Source organism: Pandoraea terrae (assembly GCF_902459695.1).
Classification (GTDB): Bacteria; Pseudomonadota; Gammaproteobacteria; order Burkholderiales; family Burkholderiaceae; genus Pandoraea; species Pandoraea terrae.
Genome location: NZ_CABPRZ010000030.1, coordinates 39820 through 63838, shown reverse-complemented (window position 1 = coordinate 63838; position 24019 = coordinate 39820). Strand labels below are relative to the sequence as shown.

General features: G+C 63.5%; 21 protein-coding genes. 13 read left to right on the top strand and 8 right to left on the bottom strand.

Annotated features, from left to right (window positions below):
• Positions 1–16: 16 nt before the first annotated feature.
• The 3 genes from PTE30175_RS24440 to PTE30175_RS24430 all read left to right on the top strand — a co-directional run bounded on the left by PTE30175_RS24440 (position 17) and on the right by PTE30175_RS24430 (position 5181).
• Complete coding sequence (locus tag PTE30175_RS24440; protein ID WP_150699667.1) at positions 17–1426, top strand: DUF1329 domain-containing protein; 1410 nt, start codon at positions 17–19, stop codon at positions 1424–1426.
• Positions 1427–1538: 112 nt separating this feature from the next.
• A complete protein-coding gene (locus PTE30175_RS24435; RefSeq protein ID WP_150699666.1) occupies positions 1539–2633 on the top strand; it encodes a WD40/YVTN/BNR-like repeat-containing protein in 1095 nt (364 codons plus the stop codon).
• A gap of 40 nt (positions 2634–2673) precedes the next feature.
• Entirely contained in the window at positions 2674–5181 is a 2508-nt protein-coding gene (locus PTE30175_RS24430; protein WP_150699665.1) for an efflux RND transporter permease subunit, read from the top strand.
• A gap of 152 nt (positions 5182–5333) precedes the next feature.
• On the opposite strand, the gene PTE30175_RS24425 is transcribed toward PTE30175_RS24430, so the two are convergent.
• The gene (locus tag PTE30175_RS24425; RefSeq protein WP_150699664.1) at positions 5334–6950 is read right to left on the bottom strand and encodes a PAS domain-containing hybrid sensor histidine kinase/response regulator; all 1617 of its coding nucleotides are present in this window, start codon (positions 6948–6950) and stop codon (positions 5334–5336) included.
• A gap of 258 nt (positions 6951–7208) precedes the next feature.
• Between PTE30175_RS24425 and PTE30175_RS24420 the strand changes: the two genes are divergently transcribed.
• The 4 genes from PTE30175_RS24420 (at position 7209) to PTE30175_RS24405 (ending at position 9881) form a co-directional block, all read left to right on the top strand.
• Positions 7209–7712, top strand: a complete 504-nt coding sequence (locus PTE30175_RS24420) for an inclusion body family protein (protein WP_150699663.1) — start codon at positions 7209–7211, stop codon at positions 7710–7712.
• Between the two features lie 91 nt (positions 7713–7803).
• Positions 7804–8340, top strand: a complete 537-nt coding sequence (locus PTE30175_RS24415) for an AidA/PixA family protein (protein WP_150699662.1) — start codon at positions 7804–7806, stop codon at positions 8338–8340.
• A gap of 201 nt (positions 8341–8541) precedes the next feature.
• Entirely contained in the window at positions 8542–9285 is a 744-nt protein-coding gene (locus PTE30175_RS24410) for a helix-turn-helix transcriptional regulator (protein WP_150699661.1), read from the top strand.
• A 107-nt stretch (positions 9286–9392) separates the two neighbouring features.
• Positions 9393–9881 carry an Rrf2 family transcriptional regulator gene (locus PTE30175_RS24405; protein ID WP_150699660.1) on the top strand — a complete coding sequence of 163 codons (489 nt, stop codon included), beginning with the start codon at positions 9393–9395 and terminating at the stop codon, positions 9879–9881.
• A gap of 66 nt (positions 9882–9947) precedes the next feature.
• Here the strand turns inward: PTE30175_RS24405 and PTE30175_RS24400 are convergent, their stop codons facing one another.
• The 3 genes from PTE30175_RS24400 to PTE30175_RS24390 all read right to left on the bottom strand — a co-directional run bounded on the left by PTE30175_RS24400 (position 9948) and on the right by PTE30175_RS24390 (position 13069).
• Positions 9948–10913, bottom strand: coding sequence for a glycerophosphodiester phosphodiesterase family protein (locus tag PTE30175_RS24400; RefSeq protein WP_150699659.1), 966 nt, complete (start codon positions 10911–10913; stop codon positions 9948–9950).
• Positions 10914–11012: 99 nt separating this feature from the next.
• Positions 11013–12410, bottom strand: a complete 1398-nt coding sequence (locus PTE30175_RS24395; RefSeq protein WP_150699658.1) for an MFS transporter — start codon at positions 12408–12410, stop codon at positions 11013–11015.
• Between the two features lie 5 nt (positions 12411–12415).
• Positions 12416–13069, bottom strand: a complete 654-nt coding sequence (locus PTE30175_RS24390) for a DsbA family oxidoreductase (protein ID WP_150699657.1) — start codon at positions 13067–13069, stop codon at positions 12416–12418.
• A gap of 317 nt (positions 13070–13386) precedes the next feature.
• On the opposite strand from PTE30175_RS24390, the gene PTE30175_RS24385 reads away from it, so the two are divergent.
• Positions 13387–13695, top strand: a complete 309-nt coding sequence (locus PTE30175_RS24385; RefSeq protein WP_150699656.1) for a hypothetical protein — start codon at positions 13387–13389, stop codon at positions 13693–13695.
• A gap of 22 nt (positions 13696–13717) precedes the next feature.
• Here the strand turns inward: PTE30175_RS24385 and PTE30175_RS24380 are convergent, their stop codons facing one another.
• The 3 genes from PTE30175_RS24380 to cysD all read right to left on the bottom strand — a co-directional run bounded on the left by PTE30175_RS24380 (position 13718) and on the right by cysD (position 17907).
• Positions 13718–14917: a helix-turn-helix transcriptional regulator gene (locus tag PTE30175_RS24380; RefSeq protein WP_150699655.1), complete on the bottom strand. Its 1200-nt coding sequence runs from the start codon at positions 14915–14917 to the stop codon at positions 13718–13720.
• Positions 14918–15070: 153 nt separating this feature from the next.
• Positions 15071–16966 carry a sulfate adenylyltransferase subunit CysN gene (gene cysN / locus PTE30175_RS24375; RefSeq protein ID WP_150699654.1) on the bottom strand — a complete coding sequence of 632 codons (1896 nt, stop codon included), beginning with the start codon at positions 16964–16966 and terminating at the stop codon, positions 15071–15073.
• Positions 16966–17907 (bottom strand): sulfate adenylyltransferase subunit CysD, encoded by a 942-nt coding sequence (gene cysD, locus PTE30175_RS24370; RefSeq protein WP_224788953.1) that lies wholly within the window; start codon positions 17905–17907, stop codon positions 16966–16968. Before cysD ends, cysN begins: the two co-directional genes overlap by 1 nt.
• Positions 17908–18118: 211 nt before the next feature.
• Between cysD and PTE30175_RS24365 the strand changes: the two genes are divergently transcribed.
• The 5 genes from PTE30175_RS24365 (at position 18119) to PTE30175_RS24345 (ending at position 23011) form a co-directional block, all read left to right on the top strand.
• Positions 18119–19228 carry a DUF1214 domain-containing protein gene (locus PTE30175_RS24365; RefSeq protein WP_150699652.1) on the top strand — a complete coding sequence of 370 codons (1110 nt, stop codon included), beginning with the start codon at positions 18119–18121 and terminating at the stop codon, positions 19226–19228.
• The gene (locus PTE30175_RS24360) at positions 19225–20409 is read left to right on the top strand and encodes a sulfotransferase family protein (RefSeq protein ID WP_150699651.1); all 1185 of its coding nucleotides are present in this window, start codon (positions 19225–19227) and stop codon (positions 20407–20409) included. Before PTE30175_RS24365 ends, PTE30175_RS24360 begins: the two co-directional genes overlap by 4 nt.
• A 21-nt stretch (positions 20410–20430) precedes the next feature.
• The gene (locus tag PTE30175_RS24355; protein ID WP_150699650.1) at positions 20431–21396 is read left to right on the top strand and encodes a DHH family phosphoesterase; all 966 of its coding nucleotides are present in this window, start codon (positions 20431–20433) and stop codon (positions 21394–21396) included.
• Positions 21397–21632: 236 nt separating this feature from the next.
• Positions 21633–22112 carry an SRPBCC domain-containing protein gene (locus tag PTE30175_RS24350; RefSeq protein ID WP_150699649.1) on the top strand — a complete coding sequence of 160 codons (480 nt, stop codon included), beginning with the start codon at positions 21633–21635 and terminating at the stop codon, positions 22110–22112.
• A 107-nt stretch (positions 22113–22219) separates the two neighbouring features.
• On the top strand, positions 22220–23011 hold the full coding sequence (locus PTE30175_RS24345; RefSeq protein WP_150699648.1) for an SDR family oxidoreductase: 792 nt from the start codon (positions 22220–22222) through the stop codon (positions 23009–23011).
• 91 nt (positions 23012–23102) lie between these two features.
• Here the strand turns inward: PTE30175_RS24345 and PTE30175_RS24340 are convergent, their stop codons facing one another.
• On the bottom strand, positions 23103–23888 hold the full coding sequence (locus PTE30175_RS24340; protein ID WP_150699647.1) for a sulfite exporter TauE/SafE family protein: 786 nt from the start codon (positions 23886–23888) through the stop codon (positions 23103–23105).
• Positions 23889–24019 lie beyond the last annotated feature (131 nt).

The following is a 24019-nucleotide window of genomic DNA, read 5'->3' as shown; positions in this document are numbered from 1 at the left end:
AATTCAGGAGACTGACGTGTCAAAACGACTGCTTGCAATGAAATTCTGCTTGGCTGCTGGCATGAGCGCATTGGTCGCTGCCGGCGCGATGGCCGCTGTTACCGCCGATGAAGCCAAGACGCTTGAAACCACGCTGACCGGGTTCGGTGCGGAGAAGGGGCCCAATGCCGATGGTTCGATTCCGGCTTATACGGGCGGTATCGAGAAGGTGCCGGGCTATGATCGCAAGACCTCGGCCAAGTATGTCGATCCGTTCGCCGGTGAAAAGCCGTTGTATTCGGTCAGTGCGAAGAACCTGGCGCAGTATGAGGCCATGGTCACGCCGGGAACCAAGGCGCTCATGACGACGCATCCCGATTTTCGGATCGACGTGTACCCGACGCACCGTAGCGTGCGTTATCCCGCCTGGGTGCTCGAGAACACCCTGAAGAACGCGACCACGGCCAAGCTGTCCGGAGACGTCGAGGGCGATGCCGTGACGGGTGCCGATAAGGGTGATCTGCCCTACCCGGGGGTCTTCTTCCCGATTCCGAAGAACGGCTACGAGGTGATGTGGAACTTCAAGATGCATTTGAAGCCCGCCGTCACCCACCTGTTGGCGCATGCCTACCTGGTCGATGCCGCAGGCGGCGTAAGTTCCATGTCCGTACCGGACGAGCATTTCGTCGCGCCTTGGTACGACGTGAAAAACAAGCTCCGGTCCGAGACGTTCAATTCAATACTGGGCTTTAATGCGCTGCAGGTCGCGCCTCCATCCTCTGCGGGCGTGGTCTTCCTGAACTACTACCTGCCGACCGGTAAGGACGGCGGGCAAAAGGTATGGTTCTATACCCCGGGGCAGCGGCGAATCCGGATGGCGCCCGAGTTTGCGTATGACGTGCCGATCGCAGCTTATGGCGGCGCGATCCTTTGGGACGAAATCTTCGGCTTTGTCGGCCGCATGGACCGCTTCGACTTCAAGCTGGTGGGCAAGAAGGAAATGCTGGTGCCTTACAACGATTTCCGCATTACGAACACCTTGTCGAAGAAGGAAGACTACCTGGAAAAGAAGTTCGTGAACCCGAGCGCTCTGCGGTTCGAAAAGCATCGGGTCTGGGTAGTGGATGCCACGCGCAAGAGTGGTGCCCGCCATGTCTATAGCCGGCGCACCTTCTACATCGATGAGGACTGCTGGTGCATGGTCTCTCAAGAGACGTACGACAATGCCGGCAAGATCTGGCGGGTTTTCCATAACACGCCCTACCCGACCTATGACGTGGGTGGCGTGAATGGTTTCGGATGGATTACGTACGATCTGATCAAGGGTAACTATTTCACCACCAACATGACGGGAGAGCCGGACAGCTTTTCCCGCAGCTATGAGACTGCGGAAGGCTTGAGAATCAACCTCACGCCGCAGTCGGTGGAAGCGGCGGGCGTGCGCTGATCCGGCCTGCACGGGCGGTCCGTTTTCACACGGACTGCCCGTTTTTTTCTCTGCCCGGCGGCGCCATCGTCATCGAGAGACTGTTTCAGAATGCAGCGAAGCGGTAGTTACCATGCAAACATATTCACGTAGAACCTTGATCCGCACCCTCTGCGTCGGTGCGCTTCTCGGCACGGCGATCGCGCCGATGCCGACGTGGGCGGAGCCGAAGTTCCAGGATCCGCTGGACCTTCCCGCGCAGATGCGCAATGGCATCAGCACGCGCCCGATGTTGTCCGTGGCGCGGGCCGGTGATGCGTTGGTGGCGGTCGGATCGCGGGGCCTGATCATGCGATCGGCAGACCAGGGCAAGACCTGGACCCAGTCCGCGGTACCGGTGCAAAGCGATCTGCTTGCCGTTCATTTCCCGAATCCGAGCGACGGATGGGCGGTGGGGCATGACGGGGTGATCCTGCATACCTCGGACGGCGGCAAAAGCTGGACAAAGCAACTGGATGGTCGAATCGCATCCGGGGTATTCAAGCAATATTACGGAGCCGGCGCCGCCGATCCCGCGACACAGGCAGCCGCCTCGCAAATCGAGCGGAATTTCAAGGCGGGTCCGACCTTGCCGTGGCTGGACGTCTGGTTCGACGATGCCGACAGAGGTTTCGTCGTGGGCTCGTTCGGCATGATCGCGGCAACGGTGGATGGCGGCAAAACCTGGGAGCCTTGGCTGCATCGGATCGACAACGAAAAAGGGCTGAATCTGAACGCCGTACGAGGCCTCGGGGGGAATCTCTATATCGTCGGTGAACATGGCATGGTCTATCAGCTGGATCGGGCAAACCGGCGCTTCCGGAAGACCGCGACCGGGTATGCGGGCAGTTTCTTCGGCATCGTGGGCAATGCCAACTCGCTACTGGCATTCGGCCTGCGCGGGGTGGTGTACCGCAGCGACGATGGCGGCAGCCGCTGGGAGGCGCTCAAGATGCCCGCCGACGCCACCGTTACGTCCGGGGCCGTGAATGGCGATGCGGGCAACTTCGTGCTGGTCAATAGCGCGGGCCAGTTCCTTATCGGTGATAGGGACGGGCGTTCGTTCAAGGTGGTTCATGCCGCCAGTCCGATGCGCTACACCGGTCTCGCCCTGATCAATCACACCGCCGCGGTCGTCACCGGTCTGGATGGCGCGCGAACCGAAATGCTTTCCGGCACCGGCCAGTAGGCCGGTGCGTGGCGACAATCTATCCAAGGTTCCATAGACTATGACAGCCCCGACACCCCAATTGGATGCGATGCCGGTTGTCGCGTCCCGAGATGACTTCGACAAGGCCTCAGGCGTGCTGCTTGAGCGCGTAATCTTCAACAATCGATTCCTGATTCTGGCGGCATGCGTCTTGCTGACAGTGTTGCTGGGTTTCGCGGCATCGAAGCTGAAAATCAACGCCAGCTTCGAAAAAATGATGCCGTTGTCGCACCCGTTCGTGCAAAACTATCAGCAAAATGCCGGTTCGCTGCGCGGACTGGGCAATTCCGTGCGCATCGTCGTGGAGAACACCAAGGGGGATGTTTACGATCCGGCATACCTGGCCGTCCTGCGCAAGATCAACGACCAGGTCTTTCTGATTCCCGGCGTCGACCGCTCGTACATGAAGTCGCTCTGGATGCCGGTGGTCCGATGGACCGAAATCACCGAGGAGGGCTTCAAGGGCGGCCCCGTCATGCCGGACAGCTATGATGGGTCGGCCGGCAGCCTCGCGAACTTGCGCCAAAACGTGAGTCGTTCCGGAATCATCGGGTCGCTTGTGGCCAACGATCAGAAATCGAGCATGATCTTCGTGCCCCTGCTGGAAACCGACGCGGCAGGCAACCCGCTCGATTACCGGGCCTTCCACGAAGCGCTATCCAAAATTCGCAAGCAGTACGAGAAGGACGGCGTACGCATCTATGCCATCGGCTTTGCGCAACTGGTTGGCGATCTGATTCACGGACTCATCGGAGTATTTACTTATTTCATATTCGCGGCCCTGATCGCCACGGCCATCATCCTGCTCTATACGCGCTGTGTCAGAAGCACATTGCTGGTCGTGTTCTGTTCGTTGATGGCCGTCGCCTGGCAACTAGGCTTGATGCGGCTGTTCGGATTCGTACTGGATCCGTATTCGGTGCTGGTGCCGTTTCTCATCTTTGCCATCGGCGTGTCGCACGGCGCGCAGAAGATGAACGGGATCATGCAGGATATCGGACGCGGCACCGACCGCTATGTCGCCGCCCGATATACCTTCCGCCGCCTCTTTCTGGCGGGCATGACGGCACTGCTGGCCGATGCCGTCGGCTTCGCCGTTCTCTCGGTTATCGACATTCCGGTCATTCGGGGCCTGGCGATTTCGGCCAGTATCGGGGTGGCGGTGCTGATCTTCACCAACCTGATCCTGCTGCCTGTCCTGCTGTCCTATACCAGCGTGAGCCCGCGTGCGGCGCAGCGCAGTTTGAAGGCCAGCGAAGGGGACCACCCTCTGCCGCGCTGGTTTGGACGATTCACGCGGCCTCGTTGGGCCGCCGGCGTGCTGGTCTTTACCGCCATCCTGACCACCGGTGGCTTCCTGACCGCACGCCACCTGAAGATCGGCGATCTCGATCCCGGCGCGCCCGAATTGAGGGCGGATTCCCAATACAACCGGGACAATACGTTTGTCACTGGTCACTACAAGCTGTCGAGCGATCAATTCGCCGTCATTGTCACCACGCCTGTCAATGGTCTGCTCAGCTTCGAGACGCTGCTGGAAATGGACCGTCTGGAGCAGCAACTGCGTGAAATCCCCGGGGTTCAGACGACGGTCTCGGCCGCAAGCCTGGCACGGCTGTATACGTCCGCGGGATTCGAAGGCTCGGAAAAATGGGTCACGATCAATCGCGACACGTTCGTCATCAACGACGCGATCAACTACGTCTACGACTCGAATCCCGAGATGCTCAATGACAGCCGCTCGGTGGCGCCAGTCGTTGCCTTTCTGTCCGACCACAAGGCCGAAACGCTCCAGCGGCTGGTGCAGACCGTCCAGGCGTTTGCCGAAAAGCACAACACGGCGGAGCGTAAATTTCTCCTGGCGGCCGGCAATGCGGGCATCGAGGCGGCGACCAACATTTCGGTTTCCCACGCTAATCGCACAATGCTTTTTTATGTGTATGCGGCGGTGGTGCTGTTGTGCTTCATTACATTTAGAAACTGGCGCGCGGTGGTCGTGGCGGTCCTCCCTCTCATTGTGACCTCCATTCTGTGCGAAGCACTCATGGTAACGCTGGGCATCGGCGTCAAGGTGGCAACCCTCCCGGTAACAGCGCTGGGCGTTGGCATTGGCGTCGATTACGCACTCTATCTACTGAGTGTCCAGCTGGTGGAACAGCGGCGCGGGATGTCGGTGGCCGATGCCTATGGCAAGGCGCTGGTATTTACGGGCAAGGTGGTGGCGTTGATCGGCGTGACGCTCGCTGCCGCAGTCATCACCTGGGTCTGGTCGCCGATCAAGTTCCAGGCCGATATGGGGATCCTCCTTGCGTTCATGTTTCTCTGGAACATGTTTGGCGCCCTGATCGTGGTGCCCAGTCTTGCAACATTCCTGCTGCGTTCGGCCACGCCGCGGAGCGAGGCGCCGGTCGATACCCAGGGCGAGCGGGCCGCAGGGCCATTGCGCAGCGCACATGAGGGGGACGAGGAGACACGATCGGAATCGCCGCTACCGTCTGACGTCGCAGCACAAGCACGATCCGCGTGATGGCGAGGAGAATTCACGTCCGCGAACGGCGGCAGCGGTGTGAACGCCTCGCGCCAGCACGGGACTCACATCGTGACAAGGGATAATGCGCGGATGAAGCGTCTGGGCAAATGGCGGTGGGCTGGCAAACGGTCCATTGCCAGCGTCCCGCTTCATTCGCCGTGGACAGCGTCGTTATTCCTGGATTCCAGTGCCACGTTTAGCGCGTCCATGAACGCATCGAGCTTGATCGGCTTGGTCAGGTACCGGAAGAATCCTGCCTTCATGCCCTTTTTGATGTCGTCCGGCATGGCGCTCGCACTGAGGGCAATGACGGGAATGTGCGCTGTTGCGGGGTCTGTGCGCAGAATTTTCAGGGCTTCGACGCCGCTGATATCGGGCAAGTGGATGTCCATCAGGATCACCTGCGGCAGTGCGGCGCGCGCAAGTTCGATGCCGAGTCGCCCGGTCGCCGCAGTCAGCAAGCGCATGTCGGCGCGGCGCGCGATAAGTTGCTCGACAAGCTTCAGGTTGGCCGGGTTGTCCTCGACATAGAGCAGCGTGTGCACGGACGCGCCGTCCTCGACTGGCGCTTTGGCAGGCGCGGCGGGTTCGGCGCCGGCCGCTACGATCTGCGGGGCGGGCGCCGAGTCCATTTCGATCCAGAACACGCTGCCCGCGCCGACCGTACTTTCCACGCCAATGGCGCCGCCCATCAGTTCGATGAGGCGCTTGGCCACCACGAGGCCGATGCCCGTACCTTCCTCGGGGCCGGCCTCCTGTCCGAGACGATTGAATGGCTGGAAGAGCTGTGCCAGCTGTTCCGGCGACAATCCGGCGCCGGAATCTTGGACGCTAATGCGAACGCGGTCCGGCGTGCGCATGCCGCGCATCACCTCGACCGTGCCGCGCTCGCGGTTGTATTTGACCGCGTTCGAAAGCAGGTTGATGAGAATCTGTTTCAAGCGGGTCCGATCGGCACGCACAAAGCAAGGGACCTCGAACCTGGGAAAGCCCATGCGAATGCCACGCTGTTGCGCCAGCGGCTCAACCATGCTTTCGCATTCGCGCATGGCGTCGGCCAGCGACACCGTTTCCGGCGATAGCGACACCTGCCCGGACTCGATCTTCGCGAGATCGAGGACTTCATTGATCAGTTCGAGCAGGTGCCATCCGGCCCGCAGAATCTGATCGATGCTGGCCCGCTGGGACGGCGTCGGCGGCGGGGAATCGGATGCCATCAGTTGCGCGAAACCGAGGATCGCATTGAGCGGGCTGCGCAACTCGTGACTCATGCTGGACAGGAAATCCGATTTTGCGCGGTTGGCGCGTTCGGCCGCCGCCCGCGCCTGCTTTTGGTCCTCGATGTCGGTACAGGTGCCAAACCACTTGACGAGATTTCCATCGACGTCTTTAGCCGGCAATCCGCGGGCAAGAAACCATCGATAGACGCCATCGGAGGCTCGCTTCAAGCGGAATTCAATCTCAAATTCGCAGCCCCTTTCCAGGGCGCTCGACCAGCGATCGATGGTGGGTTGCAAATCATCCGGGTGGAATGCTGGCTCCCAACCCCAGCCTTGGGTTTGCTCAATCGTGAGTCCTGTATAGGTGACCCACGGTTGGTTATAGTATTCGACCCCGCCTTCCGGGTTGGCTGTCCACACCATTTGGGGCATTGCATCTATGAGCGATCTAAAGCGCCGTTCGCTCTCGTCAATCTCGCCGTCCGAAAGCGCCGGCCCCGGAAAACAAGGCAACTTTGCCGATGCATGCACATGTGGTTTTCGCATGATCCGCTACCCAAATATGCGTAAATTTATATGATAGTGCAGCCTGGCCACGTCGCGACGTGCCATGCGCGGGGTACGCGTGCGCGTCTACCTATCCAGGTTGCTAGCTATTCTCGCCTGCCGGTGCTTTCTAGACTGGGGCACGGCCTATCGGTTGCCGCCGCCATGTCCCGACGTCCCGACCGACATGCCGCGCGCGGGGCGTGCTGCTGGCAATGCGCCCGCACGATTTCCGTCAAACCTCATTGTGGAGCGCATATGTCCCAAGTCACGGATGTGCTGGTCGCGATCGACACGAAGACGATTCTCGACCGCTACGGCAGGAACAGCAGCATCAGCAATCCGCCGCTCATCGATTTCAAGCACGTCTTCATGATTGTCACCCAAGGCAATGTGGTGAGCGGTCAGGCGGGCGGCGAACTCGATGTCGCCGCTACCATCGGCGACGTGATTCGTTGGCGTGAATGCTCGCTGTCGCTCGGCTTCGAGCAGCAATGCATTTTCTACAAATTCATCGGTAATCAGGGCAACGAATTGATCTCGCCGCCGTCGTCGCGCGAGTCGGAAGTCTGCATCCCCGTCCCGAATCCGCAAGATCCGACCAAGCCGAAGAAACAGATGGTGTCGAACTATTTCTGGTCGTGTGAAACGCTCAAACGCGGCCGCGTCACGTATCACTTCCAGTTCATGATCCTTGATCGAAGCGGGAAGCTGTGCGGCTGCTATCAATGGGATCCGTTCATCAGCATCCGCAACGACTGACGTCCATCGGGCGCCATGGCGCCCCGCGCGCGCCGGCGCGGCTTGCGGCGCGCGCGTGCGACACGTTCGCACGCCAACCACAGGAGTAACGATGTCTTCGACACAATCGTGTTCCCGGGACTCGGCGCAGATCGTCGACGTCCTGCTCGCCGTCGACGTACTGACTTTGCTCGCCCGGTATCCCGGCGCGAGCCGCGATCCCGGCATGCCGACCCCGGTCGATGGGGAAGCGTCTTTTGTCCTTGCACCGTCGATGCAAGGCATCGAGGCGGACCGGGCAGGCCGGCTGCGCGTGTGCGCCGCGGCGGGCGCGAAGCTGCGGCTGCGCGCGACAGCGCTGGCCTTGCGGGGCGAACATGCGGTGCTGCTCAGCGAGGTTCGGCAGCCGCAAGACAGTCGCTCACTGTCGAGCCCGTCGTCTGAAGTGGATGCGCACGCGGAGATCGGCGTGCCGCAGGCGCAGCATCCTGAGCGGCCGCTACGCCGGCCGGCCGTCGACCACTTCTGGCAAATGTCCGTCCTGGGGCAGGGGCGGGGGGAGTTTCGTGTCGGCATCATGCTGACCGGACGTGACGGCGTACCGCTGGGCTGCTTTCGGTTTTCGTTGGCTTACGAGATTTCCGAATAGCGTCCTGCGGCATCGATCCGGCGCCGGGATCTGCGCGTGCCGGCACGCAGGGCCTCCCGCGCCGCTGAAGTTCTTGTTAGGATGATCGCACGCGCGTGACGGCGGCGACGCCTCGCACGCGATCTTCCCGCCCCCCACGACCGGCCCCCCGCAACCGGCATTCGCGCGCCTGTGCGAAGGCCTCTGAAATGGCGAGGTGGCATGGCATCCGGTGCACTGACCTTCTGTCATTGGCTGCGGCATCTGGAATTGGCCGCGCAGCGTGACGTCGAATCCTGGTTCGCTGCCCTGACGACGCTGTCGCGCGGCTTCGGCTTTCAGCACACGGCGTTCGCCGTCCTGCCACGGCAGGGGACCTGCGAACAGGCGACGTTCGCGTGCAGCACGTATCCCTCCGATTGGCGCCGCCGTTACCGGGAATGCGATTTCGCACAGATCGACCCGCTCGTCGCCCATGCGCGCGAGCATGCCGTGCCGCTGGTGTGGACATCGCGCCAGTATGCCGGCCCGGAACAGCGGGCGCTTTACGCCGAAGCGTGCCGCCACGGGTTGCGTACCGGCGTGTTGTTGCCAATGCACGGCCCGGGGCTGTCGCCAGGCATGCTTTGCCTGGCGACGCGCGAATGCGCGCAGCCGCGCGTGCTGGCCCGCCTGACCCAAACGTTGCCGTCGCTCGCCCTGCTTCGCGACGCCGCGCAGGAGAGCGGGCGGTGTTTTGTCGAGCAGCACGCCAACGAGGCGGCGCCGCGTCTTACGCCACGCGAACGGGAATGCGTGACCTGGGTCGCACATGGTAAGTCGACTTGGGAAATTTCTCGTATCTGCGGATGTTCCGAAGCGACCGTCAACTTTCATATGGGCAACGTTCGGCGCAAATTCGGTGTGACCTCACGCAACGTCGCCGCACTCAAGGCGGCGACCATGGGCATGCTGGAGTTGCCTTGATCGTAGCGGCATTTCCGGCAGCGGCACGCGGCAATCGAAACGGCAGCGCGATAAAGATGCATCTCGTGGCCATGTTAAACTGGCGACGCCCCTTTTTGCGTGCCTTCATGCGACTGACCGACCATACCGACTACAGCTTGCGCACCTTGATCTACGCCGCGGTTCACCCCGGCGAGCTGGTGCACGTTCAATCGGTCGCAGACGCTTTCGACATTCCCAAGAACCATCTCGTCAAGATCGTCCAGAAGCTCGGGCAAGCCGGGTTCCTGCATACGGTACGCGGGCGCGCCGGCGGAATCCGGCTTGGGCAACCGGCCGAGGCGATCAATCTTGGCGCCGTTGTCCGGGCCATGGAGCCCGATTTCGCGCTCGTCGAGTGTTTCCAAAGTGAAGGGAATGCATGTGTCATCACGCAGGCCTGCGGCTTGCGCGGGGTGTTGGGCGAAGCGCTGGGCGCCTACTTCAAAGTACTCGACCGCTATACGCTGGCGGATCTGACGACCCAACCGGCTACCCTGCAGCGATTGCTGGGCGAGGCGGTTACGTCTTCGGTGCCGCTCGCCGCCGTTACCGTCAAGGGCAAGTCCCCCCGGTAGCTGTCTTCAATCACCCGCATCGCCATCGATTCGGCGCGGCAGGGGCCGGCGCGAGGGTTCATGCGCTCAACGCTGCTTCAGCGCTTCCTTGAGGCGGCTCGGCGAATCGGTCATCACCGCGTCGATGCCGAGCCTGGCGGCGGCGTCGTAAGCTTGCGGCGTCTCCACGCCGAATGCCACGATGTGTACGCCGCCCTGCGACTTGAAACACTGGACGGCGGCAGGCGTCCACCAGTGTGCGTCCACTTTCGAGACACCCTGGCCCAGCGTGAAGTGTTCAACGACCTCCACCTGGCGCTCAAACTCGATGCCGGCCCATGTGCCCGGGGCCGGCGGCGACAGGCATGCGCCGCCAAGCGCTACGCCGACGAGGCGGTTGCGCGTCGCATCGCGCGATTCGAACAGTTGCGCTTGCGGGCGACGAACCCGCATGCGATCCGTCGCCTCGGCATCGGTTGAGTACAGTCGTGTGCGTGGCCACGCGCCGGTGTCGTCGAGCACCTTGGCAACCGCTTCGACGAGCGGCGCGGCAGGGGCCTGTTTCATGTCGAGCAGGATGGGCACTGACGGCGGCACGGCCGCAATCGCCTCGCGCAAGGTCGGGATCGCCACCGGATGGTCGCGGAACGGATAGACAGGCGCGCCGTCCGCCCCTTTGCGGGTAAATGCGTAACCGGCGTTGAGCGTGCGCAGTTCGGCGTAGTCGAGTGCATTGACTTTGCCGCGGCCATCGGTCAGTGCCGCCAGATCGGCCGGACGGTACATCACGGGCACGCCGTCGCGTGTGATCTGCACCGTCATCCAAAGCGCGTCGGCGCCATTCTCCAACGCACTGGCGAAGGCCGGCAGGGTGTTTTCAGGCATGTCGCCCGTGCCGCCGCGATGGGCAACGATCAGCGGATTTGCCGATGGCTGCGGCGTGGCGGGGGCCGCGTGTACGGAGATCGTCACGCAAGCGGCCGACACGCAGGCCAGCAGGCCAACCGTGGCGACACGGCCGAGCAGCGGCAAACCGGTGCGCGTGAGTACCATGGCACACGCGGGAGCGCGCGGCGTCGAATGTGGGAGCGTCATCATATGCATCAAAAGCTTAGCGATGCCCGGTGACATTGCAGTGACGATCGAATCCGTTCAAATCAACTGCCGCGCGCCGCTGGCGAGGCAGCCCAGGCCGGCGAATGCCGCGCCCCATGCCAGCGCAAGCGTCGGGCCATGCGGTCCCGCGATACCGAAGCTTAACGCGACAAGCGCTGCACCACTGGCCTGCCCGAGCAGCCGCGCCGTACCGACCATGCCGCTCGCGCCGCCGCTGCGTTCGGGTGGGGCGCTCGCCATGAACGCCTTGAGGTTCGGTGACTGGAAAAAGCCGAAACCCAGACCGCATAGCGCCATGCGCCAACTGATGTCCCACACGGCGGCGTGTTCCGGCATCAACGCCAGCAGCGTCATGCCCGCACACAGCATGGCGAGTCCGATCGCGCCGAGCGCACCGGGCGGATAACGATCCGACAAGCGTCCTGCGATCGGCGCCACGGCGGCCACGAAAAATGGCCATGGCGTCATCAGGAAGCCGGTCTCGATCGGGCTGCGGTGCAGCACGTTCTCGAAATAGAACGGCAGCGAAACGAGCCCGAGCCCCTGCGTCGCAAACGCGCAAATCGCGGTGACCGTCGCCAGCGCGAACATCGGCAAACGGAACAGGTCCACGGGCAGCATCGGCGCACGATGACCGCGTTCGCGGCGAATCAGCAGCAGCGCACTCACCACCGCGCCGGCGAATGCGAACGACGTGGATACCGCGTCGGCTCGTTGCGCGGCCTGTCCCAGCGCGAAAATCAGCAACGCAAACGTCAACACGTTGAGCAGCGCGGCGACAATGTCCGGCCGGTGGGCGCTGCGCGGCGTTGCCGGCAGATGCGTCCGGCCGAGCAGCAACGCGAGCAGGCCTGTCGGAATGTTGATCAGGAACAGCCATGGCCACGTCCCGATCGACAGGATGACGGAGGCCAGCGTCGGGCCGATCGCGAATGAAATGCCGACGACCAACGCGTTCATCCCCATGCCGCGCCCCAGCCGATGGGGCGGATAGAGAAAGCGGATCAGCGCGATGTTCACGCTCATGACCGCCGCCGCCCCGACGCCTTGCAACACGCGCGCCGTCGCCAGAAAGCCGAGCGAGGGCGCGAGGGCGCACAGCAGCGAAGAGAGCAGGAACACACTGATGCCACTGATGAACACCCGCTTGTGGCCCACGCGCTCGCCGAGCGAGGCGAACGGCAGCAGCGTGGCGACCATGGCGAGCTGGTAGGCGTTGATGATCCATACGGACGCCGAGGGCGTCGTGCGCAGGTCGATCGCCATTTGCGGCAGGGCGGTGTTGGCGATGGCGGTATCGAGACTCGCGAGCGACACGGCGAGCAGGATCGCCGCCATCGCCTTGCCGCGGCCGGCGGCCGGTGCGTCGGGCGCCAACTTCGGCTGCGCCGGCGGCAACGCGATTTCGGCAGCGGTTTCGGAGACAGGCAGCATGATCGTCAGCCCTGCGCGATGATTTGGCGGATGGCTTGCTCGAAGACGTCGGCCGGTTGACCGCCGGATATCAGGTGCCGGTTGTTGAAGATGATCGACGGTACCGAACGGATGCCGAGGCCTTGATAGTGCGCCTCGAGCGCGCGCACCTGATCGGCGTATTCACCGGACGCGAGGATCTCGCGCGTGCGGGCGGGATCGAGCCCGGCGGCGGCGGCGGCAGCGACGAGCACCTCGGGGTCGCTGGTCTGCTTGCCTTCCGTGAAGTACGCCTTGAACAAGGCTTCCTTCAGCGCCTGTTGCTTGTCATTGCCGATCGTCGACGCCCAATGCAGCAAACGGTGCGCGTCGAATGTGTTGTACGCGTGTGTGCGCAGGTCCATTCGCATCGGAAAACCGACCGATTCGGCGCGCGCCGTGATGTTCGCCTGATTCTGGGCGAGTTGTTCGGGCGAGAGACCATATTTGCGCGAAAGATAGTCGGACAGCAGCATGCCTTCGGGCGGCATCTCCGGATTGAGCTCGAACGGGCTGAAGTGCAGGTCGACATCGACGTCGGCACCCAGGCGCGCGATGGCTTGCTTGAGCGAGGCGAGGCCGATGGCGCACCAGGGGCAAGCGACGTCCGAGACGAAATCGATCTTGAGGGAAGTGGTCATGATGAACTGACTGAACGAATGGAACTGACGATCGGGGGGACGCGGGTTCCGGATGCGGCCGCTAGCGGCGCATCGCCCGCAACGGCGAAATCGTCGCATAAATCGGGGCAGCGTGTCGGCAGGCGCCGCGATCGTCCGAAAAGGCTGATGTGGCGGTGCAGCACGCCGTCGGGCGCCGCCATGCAAGCGGTTTCGTCTGGCAAAACATTCATCGCTCAGACGTGTCTCCCGCGGCGGGGTTCGCCTCGGGGACTTTAGGGGGACGCGGGCTGTTTACGCTCCGGCAGGCATACACACATCGCCGATTCGGAGGAGCCATGGGGGTGAAATTTAGGGATCCGATTCACGGTCACATCGAGGAAATCAGCATTGGCGCGTGTCTGGCCGCGTTCTTCCTGGGGCCGGTGTACCTCCTGGCAAACGGATTCCGAAGCCATGCCGTCATCTGGCTATGCATGGCGCTGCTGCCGGGCGTCGTCGGCGGCAGCGAGTGGCTCATTTTTTCCGTGCCGGCCACCTGTGCGATCTACGGCGTGCTGATTCATCTGTTGATCGAGAACAAGTACCGTTCGCTCGGATGGCGGCAAGTCCCGGACGACACGCCCCGGGGGCCCGGGGCAGCGTAGTTCAACGCATCGCGCGGCGCGATCAGACCATGCCGACGACGCTATTGAGAAGCATCTTCACCAGCACGGCCTGACGGGTTGCGCCCGTTTTGGCGAAAACGCCGCGCAAGTGCGTGCGTGCCGTGTTCTTCGCAACGCCGAGCGCTTCGGCGGCTTCATCGAGGGTCAGCCCGTCGACGAGCAACAGGGCAAGTTCGGTTTCGTTCGGCGTGAGATGGAACAGTTTGCGCAGCGTCTCGCGCGACGCTTCGGGCGATCCGACGGGATCGCGAATGAACACGGCGAGCGCGGGCCGCCGCAAGCGCTCGCGTGCGTCGTAGGTGCGGGGAATCGAACGGATCAGCACACTCAGCGGGGCGGTGCCGCCGGGGCGCGACAACGTCGTCACCTCCATGCGCGGCGTGGTGGCGTGCAGCCGCGCTTCGAGCGCCGCGTCGACCAGTTTCTGGAATTTTCGATGCTCTATCGGGCAATGCGCATGCAGGGCACCCTGGCTCAGATAGACGCCGTCGGCGGCAGCGAGCAGCCGGTCCGCTGCGAGATTGCGCTTGATGACCCTGCCGGATTCATCGAGGATCGCGGTGCCGACGCGCATCCGGTCGATGGTGCCGGCATAGAGGATCCGCTCGGCCTCGAGTTCGTCGAGCGTGTTGTACAGCGCGACGGCCTGCTGCAGATGCGGCGACAGCACGGCGATCAATGCCTTGTCTGCCGCGCCGAAATCCTGGCTGCGGTGCCCGCGCGTGACGAACAGGGTACATTCCACCCCTGTGTCGGTCCGCAGCGCGGACGCCAGGACGTACCGCAGATCGAGCGGTTTCATGTACTCCAGGTAGAACTCGTGCGTGGACCAGGCGGCCTCGCCGAACATTTCGTCGCCCGTGATCGTCTGGCCGGCCGGCAGTTCGGTGAACGGACACATCGCATAGTAGGTCTCGCTGTACGACGGCTCGCCGGGCAACAACGCCCCATAGACGGAGGCGTTGACGATCAGGCCGGCGTGTTCGCTCGCGGGATTGCGCAGCACGAGCGTTGCGAAGGTCGCATCGAAGCGCTCGCGCAGCCATTCGAGCAGACTGGCCCACGGCGTGGACTCCGTCGGGCCGCGATAGACGTGTTTCAGCAAGCCGCTGACGTCGGCAGCCGACAAGCCGGACAGCGCGAAGGGCGCTCCCGCATCGCCGGTATCGCATCCTGCCTGGTATGGGGTCGCGCGCGTCATGATGACCGTCTCCCGGAAAAAGCACGCCGATTCTCGTGAATCCGTCGTCGGATCATGGGCGTCGCGCGACCCGCGCGCATCGTCCGTTTTGTCTAGGGCCCCGGCGAACCGGTGCAGACTGGCCCGCGGGGTGCGTGCGGGCCAGCCGGTACATCAACCGCGCTCGACCAGCCACGCAACGATCTGGTCAGCCGCAGCCTCGGGCGACACCTGCGTCGTGTCGATGTGCAGTTCCGGCTGCTCCGGGCGCTCGTACGGCGAATCCAGCCCGGTGAAATGCTTCAACTGGCCTTGCCGCGCCTTTTTGTACAGCCCCTTGGGGTCGCGTCCTTCGGCAACTTCGAGCGGCGTATCGATAAACACTTCGACGAACTCGCCCGGCTGCACGAGACTGCGGGCCATGGCGCGCTCCGCACGGAACGGCGAGATGAACGACACCAGGACGATCAGCCCGGCGTCGAGCATCAACCGCGACACTTCCGCCACGCGCCGGATGTTCTCGACACGGTCGGCATCGGCGAAGCCCAGGTCCCGATTCAGCCCGTGCCGTACATTGTCGCCATCGAGCAGATACGTGTGCTTGTGCAGCGCGTGCAGCTTGCGCTCGACCAGATTCGCGATGGTCGACTTGCCGGCGCCGGACAGTCCGGTGAACCAGACGATGCGCGGCGTCTGCCCGTTGAGCGCGGCCCGCGCGGTGCGGTCCACGTCGACCGCCTGCCAATGCACATTCTGCGAACGTCGCAGCGCGAAATGGATCATGCCGGCGCCGACCGTGCTGTTCGTCAGCCGGTCGATGATGATGAACCCGCCCATGTCGCGATTTTCCTGGTACGGATCGAACGCGATCGGCTGGTCGAGGCTGAGATTGCACACGCCGATTTCGTTGAGCTCGAGCGTCTTGCCGGCCAGATGCTCCAGGGTATTGACGTTGACCTTGTACTTGAGCGTCGCACTGGCGCCGCCCACGGTGCGCGCGCCAACCTTGAGCAGATAGGTCCGGCTGGGCAGCATCGGCTGTTCGCTCATCCAGACGACGGTGACCTCGAACTGGTCGGCCACGGCCGGCGGCGCGTCGGCGCGGGCGATCACGTCGCCGCGGCTGATGTCGATTTCGTCGTCGAGCGTGAGTGTGACCGCTTGTCCACAGACGGCGGTGTCGCGTTCCCCGTCGGTGGTGATGATCGACGCCACACGGCTTTCCTTGCCCGAGGGCAGCACGCGAATGCGGTCGCCCTGGCGGATGTCGCCCGCGACGATATTGCCGGCATAGCCGCGGAAATCCAGATGCGGACGGTTGACCCACTGCACCGGCAGCCGGAATGGCGCGCGGCGCGCAATGTCGCCATCGACCGGCACGTTCTCCAGATAGCCCATCAACGTCGGGCCGTCGTACCAGCGCGTGTTCGGGCTCGCCTCGATGATATTGTCGCCGCGCAATGCCGACATGGGGATGCAGGTGACGTCATCGAGCCCGATTTGCGTGGCGAACGCGCGGTACTCTGCCTCGATGCGCCGGAAAACGTCCTCCGAGTAGTCGACCATGTCGAGCTTGTTGATGGCCACGACGACGTGACGAATCCCGATCAGCGAGACCAGATAGCTATGGCGCCGCGTTTGCGTGAGCACGCCCCGGCGCGCGTCGATGAGAATGATGGCGACGTCCGCCGTGGACGCGCCGGTCACCATGTTGCGCGTGTACTGCTCGTGGCCGGGCGTGTCGGCGACGATGAATTTGCGCTTTTCGGTCGAGAAGAAGCGATACGCGACGTCGATGGTGATGCCTTGCTCACGCTCGGCGGACAGTCCGTCGACCAGCAGGGCGAAATCGAGATCGCCGCCTTGCGTGCCGACTTTTTTCGAATCGGCTTCAAGCTGGCTCAGCTGGTCCTCGAACAGCATCTTCGATTCGTAGAGGAGGCGGCCGATCAGCGTGCTCTTGCCGTCGTCGACACTGCCGCACGTGATGAAACGCAGCAGACCCTTGGTGTGGTGCGCCGACAGATATTGTTCGATGTCGTCGCTGGCGGTGAGTTGGTCGTGATGCATCAGAAATACCCCTCCTGTTTCTTCTTTTCCATTGAACCGGCCGAATCGCTGTCGATCAGCCGTCCCTGGCGCTCCGACGTTTTCGCGAGCAGCATTTCGCGGATGATTTCCGGCAATGTTGCGGCTTCGCTTTCGATCGCGCCCGTGAGCGGGTAGCAGCCAAGCGTGCGAAAGCGCACGGATTTCTGCATCGGCACTTCTCCGTCGCGCAGCGGCAGACGGTCGTCGTCGACCATGATGAGCGTGCCGTCGCGCTCCACCACCGGGCGCGGCTTGGCGAAGTACAGCGGCACGATGGGGATCTTGTTCAGATAGATGTATTGCCAGATGTCCAGCTCGGTCCAGTTCGAGATCGGGAACACGCGCACGCTTTCGCCTTTGCGTTTGCGCGCGTTATACAGGCGCCACAGTTCCGGGCGCTGCATCTTCGGGTCCCAGCGGTGCTGCTCGGAGCGCATCGAGAAGATACGTTCCTTGGCGCGCGATTTTTCCTCGTCGCGGCGCGCGCCGCCAAACGCGGCGTCGAAACCATGCAGATCGAGCGCCTGCTTCAGACCCTGGGTCTTCCAGACGTCGGTGTGTACTGCCGAGCCGTGGGTGAACGGGTTGATGCCTTGCTCAATGCCGTCGGGATTGATATGGGTGATCAGATTCAGGCCGAGCCGCGCCACGGTTTCGTCGCGAAACGCGATCATCTCGCGGAATTTCCACGTGGTGTCCACGTGCAGCAGGGAAAACGGAGGCTTGGCCGGATAGAACGCCTTCATCGCCAGATGCAGCATGACCGCGCTATCCTTGCCGATCGAGTACAGCATGACCGGGTTCTCGCATTCCGCCACCACCTCGCGAATGATGTGGATGCTTTCCGCCTCCAATCGCTCCAGGTGCGTCAACATTGAACGTCTCCTTGTAGATTGCCGCGTCCCGCGACAGTGCGGCACGCTTTAGGGCATGGAGTGGACGTTACTGAAACCTGCCGATGGCCCGCTTCGTCTGACCGGATGAGATCGCCGCGGGACAAGGCAACGCGGTGTGTGGCACGGCGCGCGGGGGCCTTTGCCGGGGGGAGGAATGCCTCATCCGGTTGGACGAAGCCGGCGCGGCGGGCGTCAAGGTATCGTGGGTTTCCCAACGACAAGACGGAGATGGCGAATGGACACTCAAGCAGCCCGGGAAGCACTGCTTTCCGGTCAAACGTGGTCCGACTTCTGCGACACGCTCAAGCGGGCCGGTCAGCAGATCCTGCGCAGCGAAGCGCCCACCGACGAGGTGACGCGCGCCGAAGGCTATCGCTACCTGAGCCGGCTGCTGCGGATCGCGCTGGAGATGCACGTCGAGTTCGCCGACCCCGACTTTCCGGGCTTCTTCGCGCCGTCGCACGAAACGGCCAAGATCGGTGCAGACAATCCGGACAACCTCTACCAATACGCGCGCCTGAACGGCCGTAACGCGTATCGCATCACCGGACAACGCGGCAGCGTCGCTTATCTGAGTTTCGGCACGCAGAAGGGCGGATACGAAACCGACGGCAAGATGACGCAAACCGGCTTCATCGACGCCAACGGCCTGGCGATCTCCCCGGACGGCAGCTTCGAGATCGTGTTGAGCGAGACGCCGCACGAAGGGAACTGGCTGCGCATGGAGCCGGGCACCAACGCGCTCGTGGTCCGTCAGACCTTCCTGGATCGCAAGACGGAAAAGCCGGCGCAGCTTCGCATCGAACGGATCGGCGCAACGGAGCAACCGCCTGCGCTCGACCCTGTCGCGCTCAATACCGGGTTGACGCGCGCGTCGGCGTTCGTCGAGCACACCGCACGCATCTTCGCCGATTGGGCGCAAGGCTATCTCGTCCATCCCAACCAGCTGCCGCCGGCCGATCAGGCGGTCTGCCAGGCCGCCGGGGGCGATCCGAACATCTTCTACTATCACTCGTACTGGTCGCTGGAGGAGGACGAAGCGCTCGTCATCCATGTGCCGAAAGTGCCGGCGTGCGACTTCTGGAACCTGCAGATCAATAACTACTGGATGGAATCGCTCGACTATCGTCATCACACGATCTGCGTGAACAAGCACGCAGCCCATTACGATGCCAACGGCGGCGTGACGCTGATCCTGAGCGCTCGCGATCCCGGCCGTCCCAACTGGCTGCAGACGGCGGGGCACCGCAACGGCACCATGTGCCTGCGCTGGGTCGGCGCCGCCGAGCCGGTGCATCCGGTCACGCAAGTGGTGAAAATCGCTTCGCTGGGAGGTGCGCAATGAACGGCAATCCCGTGACCTTCCTGCCGGCGGACGTCGACCGGGTACTCGCGCGTGCCAGCGAACGCGCCGGCGGTCTTGACGATTTCGGCGACGGCCCGGTGCGCGAAGCGCTGACCGTGCTGTTCGCGTCGCTGACGAACGAAGCCAACCTGAACGCCCAGGGTGCGGCCATGCTCGACGAAAAAATCGTCGCGCAATTGGTCAACCGCCTGGTGATCGAGGACTACTGCCGCCGGTATCCGGAGATCAAGGCGCAGACGATCGACGATCCGCTCGTGATCGTCGGCCTGCCGCGTACCGGTACGACGCTGCTGCAACGCACGCTGGCGGTCGATCCGCGTTTCCACTCGGCGGCGTGGTGGGAGACGCGCTACCCCGCGCCGCTGCCGGACGAGGCGGTCACCGATCCGGCGCGCCGCATCGGGCTGGCCCGCGGCGAAGTCGAGACGATGGTCCGGTTCATCCCGCAGATCCTCGCGATCCATCCGCTGGATGCGATGCTGGCGGACGAGGAGTTCATGCTCATGGAACACTCGTTCATGTGCGCGATGGACTCGTACGTCAACGTGCCGAGCTATACCGCGTGGCTGGATCGCCAGGACCAGACGCCGGTCTACCAATACCTCAAGACGATGCTGCAGTTCCTGCAATGGCAAAAGCGCCAGCGCGGCGTGGCGCCTGCACAGCGCTGGCTGCTCAAGACGCCGCAGCATTTGCACACGCTGGAACTGTTGTTCCGGGTGTTCCCGAAGGCGAAGGTGGTGCTTACGCACCGAGATCCGGTGAAGACGATCCCGTCGATGGCCAGCATGGCCCACACCCTGTGGCAGATGTACGCGGACGCGCCCGATGCACGCGAAGTCGGTGCACAATGGAACACGCGCATGGCGCGGGCGATTCATCATGCGATGGACGTGCGTGCAGCCATGCCGGCCGATCGCTTCCTCGACGTCCGTTTCGAGGACACGGTCAGCAATCCCCTGGGCGTGGTCGAGGCGATCTACCGGTTCGCCGGCATGACGCTCGACGATGCGGCGCGTACGGCGATGCAATCGTGGCTGGCGGGCAATGGCCGGGAAAAGCGTGCATCGCACGACTACCGGCTGGAGCAGTATGGTTTGAGCGAGGCGCAACTCACGCGCGACTATGCCGCCTATCGTGCGCGGCACGTGGCCGTGTAGGCGGGAAGGGAACGGTTAGCCATGACTCATTACTACGCGTTCAACGGCGATGCCGACGGACTTTGCGCACTGCAGCAGTTGCGGCTCGCACAGCCATGCGACGACGGCGTGCTCCTGACCGGCGTGAAGCGTGACATCGCGCTCCTGAAACGGGTCGTCGCGGGGCCCGGCGACCGCGTGACGGTGCTCGATATCTCGCACGCGCAAAACGACGCCGATGTGGCCCGTCTGCTTGCCGCGGGTGCCACGGTGCGGTATTTCGATCATCATTTTTGCGGCGACGTCCCGCAACATCCGTGTTTCGAGGCGCACATCAACACGTCGGAGAACGTGTGCACGGGGGTGCTCGTCAACGGCTACCTGAAGGGCGCGCATCATCGCTGGGCAGTGGTGGCGGCGTTTGGCGACGAGATGCCGCGCGTGGCCGACGCGCTGGTGCGCGCACACGACATCCCGGCCGGGTCGATCGATACGCTCGCCGAACTCGGGCGATTGGTCAACTACAACGCGTACGGGGAGTGCGTCGGCGATCTGCACTTCGACCCGGCGCAGTTGGCCGAGGCGATGCTGCCTTACGCCGATCCGGTGGCGTTTGCTGAAGATGCGCAGACTTTCACGACTCTGCGTGATGGATTCCGCGACGACATGGCGAAGGCTTGCGCCTTGACGCCGGCGCGCGAGGTGCTTGGGGCCGCACTGTTCGTGCTGCCGGATGCCGCGTGGGCACGGCGCGCCAGCGGCATGTTGGCGAACGAGCGGATGCGCACGAATCCCGCGGCGGCACTGGCGGTGGTCTCGCCGCGTTCGGCGGGGGGGTATGTCGTGAGCGTGCGGGTGCCGGCGCAGAGTCCGATTGCGGCCGATGCGTTTTGCCGCGAGTTCGCCACCGGCGGCGGACGGGCGCGCGCGGCCGGCATCAACCATCTTCCCGAGAGCGAACTCGACCGCTTCAGTGCGCGCTTCGAGTCAGCTTTTGCCGACGTGTAAGCGTGTTGCCGATGCGGCGTGCGTGCGTATTTACCCGGAGTCTCATCCGATTGGAGTAAGCGGCGCGCAACGCGCCGTGCCTAGAATCGGATTGCACGTCCTGGTCCGCACAGACGTCGTCGAACGACAGCCGGGACGCGCGACAACGGGTGGCTCGCGGGCAAGCATGCCCGCAGGCGTCCGTCCATCGACAAAGCGCTGGGCCGGTAGCCCGGTGCGACAAGGAGGAGGAAGACATGGCGAAAGCCGAGAACCTCGTCACTTCGATCGAAGTGATCATCGATGCCCCTGCTGCGGTCGTGTGGGAGGTGCTGACCGATTTTCCGAGGTATTCGGAGTGGAATTCGTTCTGCCCGAGGCTCGATACCACCGGCAGGCTGGGCGACATGGTGTACATGCAGGTTCGCATACCGGGCGTGGAGGGCACGATTCCTGTCAACGAATACCTCATCGCATGCGAGCCCGAGCGGCTCCTGTCGTGGGAACAGCGGCCGACCGACGAGAACAAGGACGCGGCGCGCCGCGACCAGTATGTTGACGCGATCGATTCCGCGCGTACGCGATACGTCACGACCGATATCTTTCTCGGCGTCAATGCCGACACGATCATGCGCGAGCATGGCGCGTGGGTGAAGCAGGGCTTCGATCAGATGGCGCGAGACGTCAAGCAGCGCGCCGAAACGCTATACGGCGCGAGCCGCCGCGAGCGCGCCTGATCCTGCCCGTACGGCGGTTCGCTCCATTTTCACCCGCTTTCCAACCGCGTCGGGCCTGCGCCGCACGTGAAGGTGCGCGCAGCCCCGGTCATTTCAGGGACAACATCATGCTGTTGAAGGACAAAGTTGTGATCGTGTCGGGCATCGGCCCCGGCATGGGTATCAAGCTTGCCGTACTCGCCGCACAGGAAGGCGCGGCGGGTGTCGTGCTGGTGGCGCGCACGCCCGCCAAGCTCGACGACGCCGAAGCCGCCATTCGTGCGCTCGATCTGCAAACGCCGCTGCTCAAGATGCCGACGGATATCGCGGTGCGCGCCCAGTGCGATGCGGTCGCGCGCGAGACGATCGCCCGCTTCGGCCGCATCGATGCGCTGATCAACAGCGCGTATGTCCATGGTGAATTCGCAACGGCGGAGCACGCGAAGCTGGAAGACTGGCATGGGCCGCTGGATGTCAATCTGTTCGGCAGCATGAACATGACACAAGCCGTCGTGCCGCAGATGAAGGCGCAGGGCGGCGGGAGCATCGTCATGATCAACACGATGGCCACGCGTCGCCCCAATGCGGTGGAAATCGGCTACGCCGTGTCCAAGGGCGCACTCAGCACGGCGGCCGCTTACTTGGCCGAAGACCTCGGCAAGTATGGCATCCGCGTGAACTCGGCCTATATGGGCTGGATGTGGGGCGCGTCGGTGCAGGGTTACTTCGAGGCGCAGTCGAAGGAGCGCGGCGTCACCGTCGAATCCCTGAAGGCGGAGGTCGCGAAGGACATCGCGCTGCGCCGCATTCCGGAAGACGGCGAATGTGCGAAGGCGGCAATTTTCCTGGCGTCCGACTATGCCAGCGCGATCACCGGCGCACAGCTCGATGTCAACGGCGGGCACTTCCTGCCGAGTTGAACGCTGCACGGCATCCGCTGACTAACTTCCCTCGTCGCTGCGCCCAGCACCGCGCGGCGACGAGGGAATGGCACGCCGGTGCCATGTCGCTTCACCCTTGCAGCCACATCCGTCCGCCGACGAGCATCAGAATCGCGGCGATCGCCCCACGCAGATAGCGCGCGTCGATACGCGTACTCAGGCGCGCGCCGAGCATCACCCCCGGAATCGACCCGGCGAGCAGCGCGCCGAGCAGGGCAACGTCCAGATGCCCAAGCGTCACATGCCCCAGGCCGGCGACGAGCGTGAGCGCGGTCGCGTGCGCGATATCGGTGCCTACCAGCTTCGCGGGCGTCAACCGGTACGGATACAGGTAGAGCAACGCGGCGGCGCCAAGCGCACCCGCGCCCACAGAGGTGAGCGTGACAAGACAACCGATCAGCACGCCGGTGACAACCGTCAGCGCCGGTTGCACGGCTTTGAACTGTATGGGCGTTTCCGTACGGACACGTTGTCCGAGATGATGCAGCCGCGCCTTGAACAGCATCGCGACGCTGGTGAGCGCAAGCATGATGCCGAGCGTTTGCAGTACCCAGTGTTCGTTTGCGGCATCGAGCCGGAATGTGTGAAGCCACAGCAGCGTAACGGCGGACGACGGCACGCTGCCCAGCGCAAGCCGGCGGAACACGCGCCAGTCGATCGCGCCATGCCGGCCGTAAATCCATCCGCCGACGCTTTTGGTGATGAAGGCGAAGAGCAGGTCGGTGCCGACGGCGGTTTGCGGCGCGACGCCGAACAGGAAGATCAGCAGCGGCGTCATCAAGGCGCCGCCGCCGACGCCGGTCAGTCCGACGAGCAGGCCCACGAGAAATCCCGCGAATGGGGTGACCGTCATCATGATGTCCAATCGAGCGCGTAACGGCATACGCGCGGGTATGAGGGCGCAAGGCGGGCGCCGTCGCACAGGCCGCAGACGCCGCATCGCAAACAATGGGATACCGGTGTCAAATTAGCACCGCGTGCGCGAAT

Coding starts and splice junctions, on each gene's coding strand:
- PTE30175_RS24435 (WP_150699666.1), top strand. CDS start 1,539: ATGCAAACATATTCACGTAGAACCTTGATCCGCACCCTCTGCGTCGGT.
- PTE30175_RS24430 (WP_150699665.1), top strand. CDS start 2,674: ATGACAGCCCCGACACCCCAATTGGATGCGATGCCGGTTGTCGCGTCC.
- PTE30175_RS24425 (WP_150699664.1), bottom strand. CDS start 6,950: ATGCGAAAACCACATGTGCATGCATCGGCAAAGTTGCCTTGTTTTCCG.
- PTE30175_RS24420 (WP_150699663.1), top strand. CDS start 7,209: ATGTCCCAAGTCACGGATGTGCTGGTCGCGATCGACACGAAGACGATT.
- PTE30175_RS24415 (WP_150699662.1), top strand. CDS start 7,804: ATGTCTTCGACACAATCGTGTTCCCGGGACTCGGCGCAGATCGTCGAC.
- PTE30175_RS24410 (WP_150699661.1), top strand. CDS start 8,542: ATGGCATCCGGTGCACTGACCTTCTGTCATTGGCTGCGGCATCTGGAA.
- PTE30175_RS24405 (WP_150699660.1), top strand. CDS start 9,393: ATGCGACTGACCGACCATACCGACTACAGCTTGCGCACCTTGATCTAC.
- PTE30175_RS24400 (WP_150699659.1), bottom strand. CDS start 10,913: ATGGTACTCACGCGCACCGGTTTGCCGCTGCTCGGCCGTGTCGCCACG.
- PTE30175_RS24395 (WP_150699658.1), bottom strand. CDS start 12,410: ATGCTGCCTGTCTCCGAAACCGCTGCCGAAATCGCGTTGCCGCCGGCG.
- PTE30175_RS24390 (WP_150699657.1), bottom strand. CDS start 13,069: ATGACCACTTCCCTCAAGATCGATTTCGTCTCGGACGTCGCTTGCCCC.
- PTE30175_RS24385 (WP_150699656.1), top strand. CDS start 13,387: ATGGGGGTGAAATTTAGGGATCCGATTCACGGTCACATCGAGGAAATC.
- PTE30175_RS24380 (WP_150699655.1), bottom strand. CDS start 14,917: ATGACGCGCGCGACCCCATACCAGGCAGGATGCGATACCGGCGATGCG.
- cysN (WP_150699654.1), bottom strand. CDS start 16,966: ATGCATCACGACCAACTCACCGCCAGCGACGACATCGAACAATATCTG.
- PTE30175_RS24365 (WP_150699652.1), top strand. CDS start 18,119: ATGGACACTCAAGCAGCCCGGGAAGCACTGCTTTCCGGTCAAACGTGG.
- PTE30175_RS24360 (WP_150699651.1), top strand. CDS start 19,225: ATGAACGGCAATCCCGTGACCTTCCTGCCGGCGGACGTCGACCGGGTA.
- PTE30175_RS24355 (WP_150699650.1), top strand. CDS start 20,431: ATGACTCATTACTACGCGTTCAACGGCGATGCCGACGGACTTTGCGCA.
- PTE30175_RS24350 (WP_150699649.1), top strand. CDS start 21,633: ATGGCGAAAGCCGAGAACCTCGTCACTTCGATCGAAGTGATCATCGAT.
- PTE30175_RS24345 (WP_150699648.1), top strand. CDS start 22,220: ATGCTGTTGAAGGACAAAGTTGTGATCGTGTCGGGCATCGGCCCCGGC.
- PTE30175_RS24340 (WP_150699647.1), bottom strand. CDS start 23,888: ATGATGACGGTCACCCCATTCGCGGGATTTCTCGTGGGCCTGCTCGTC.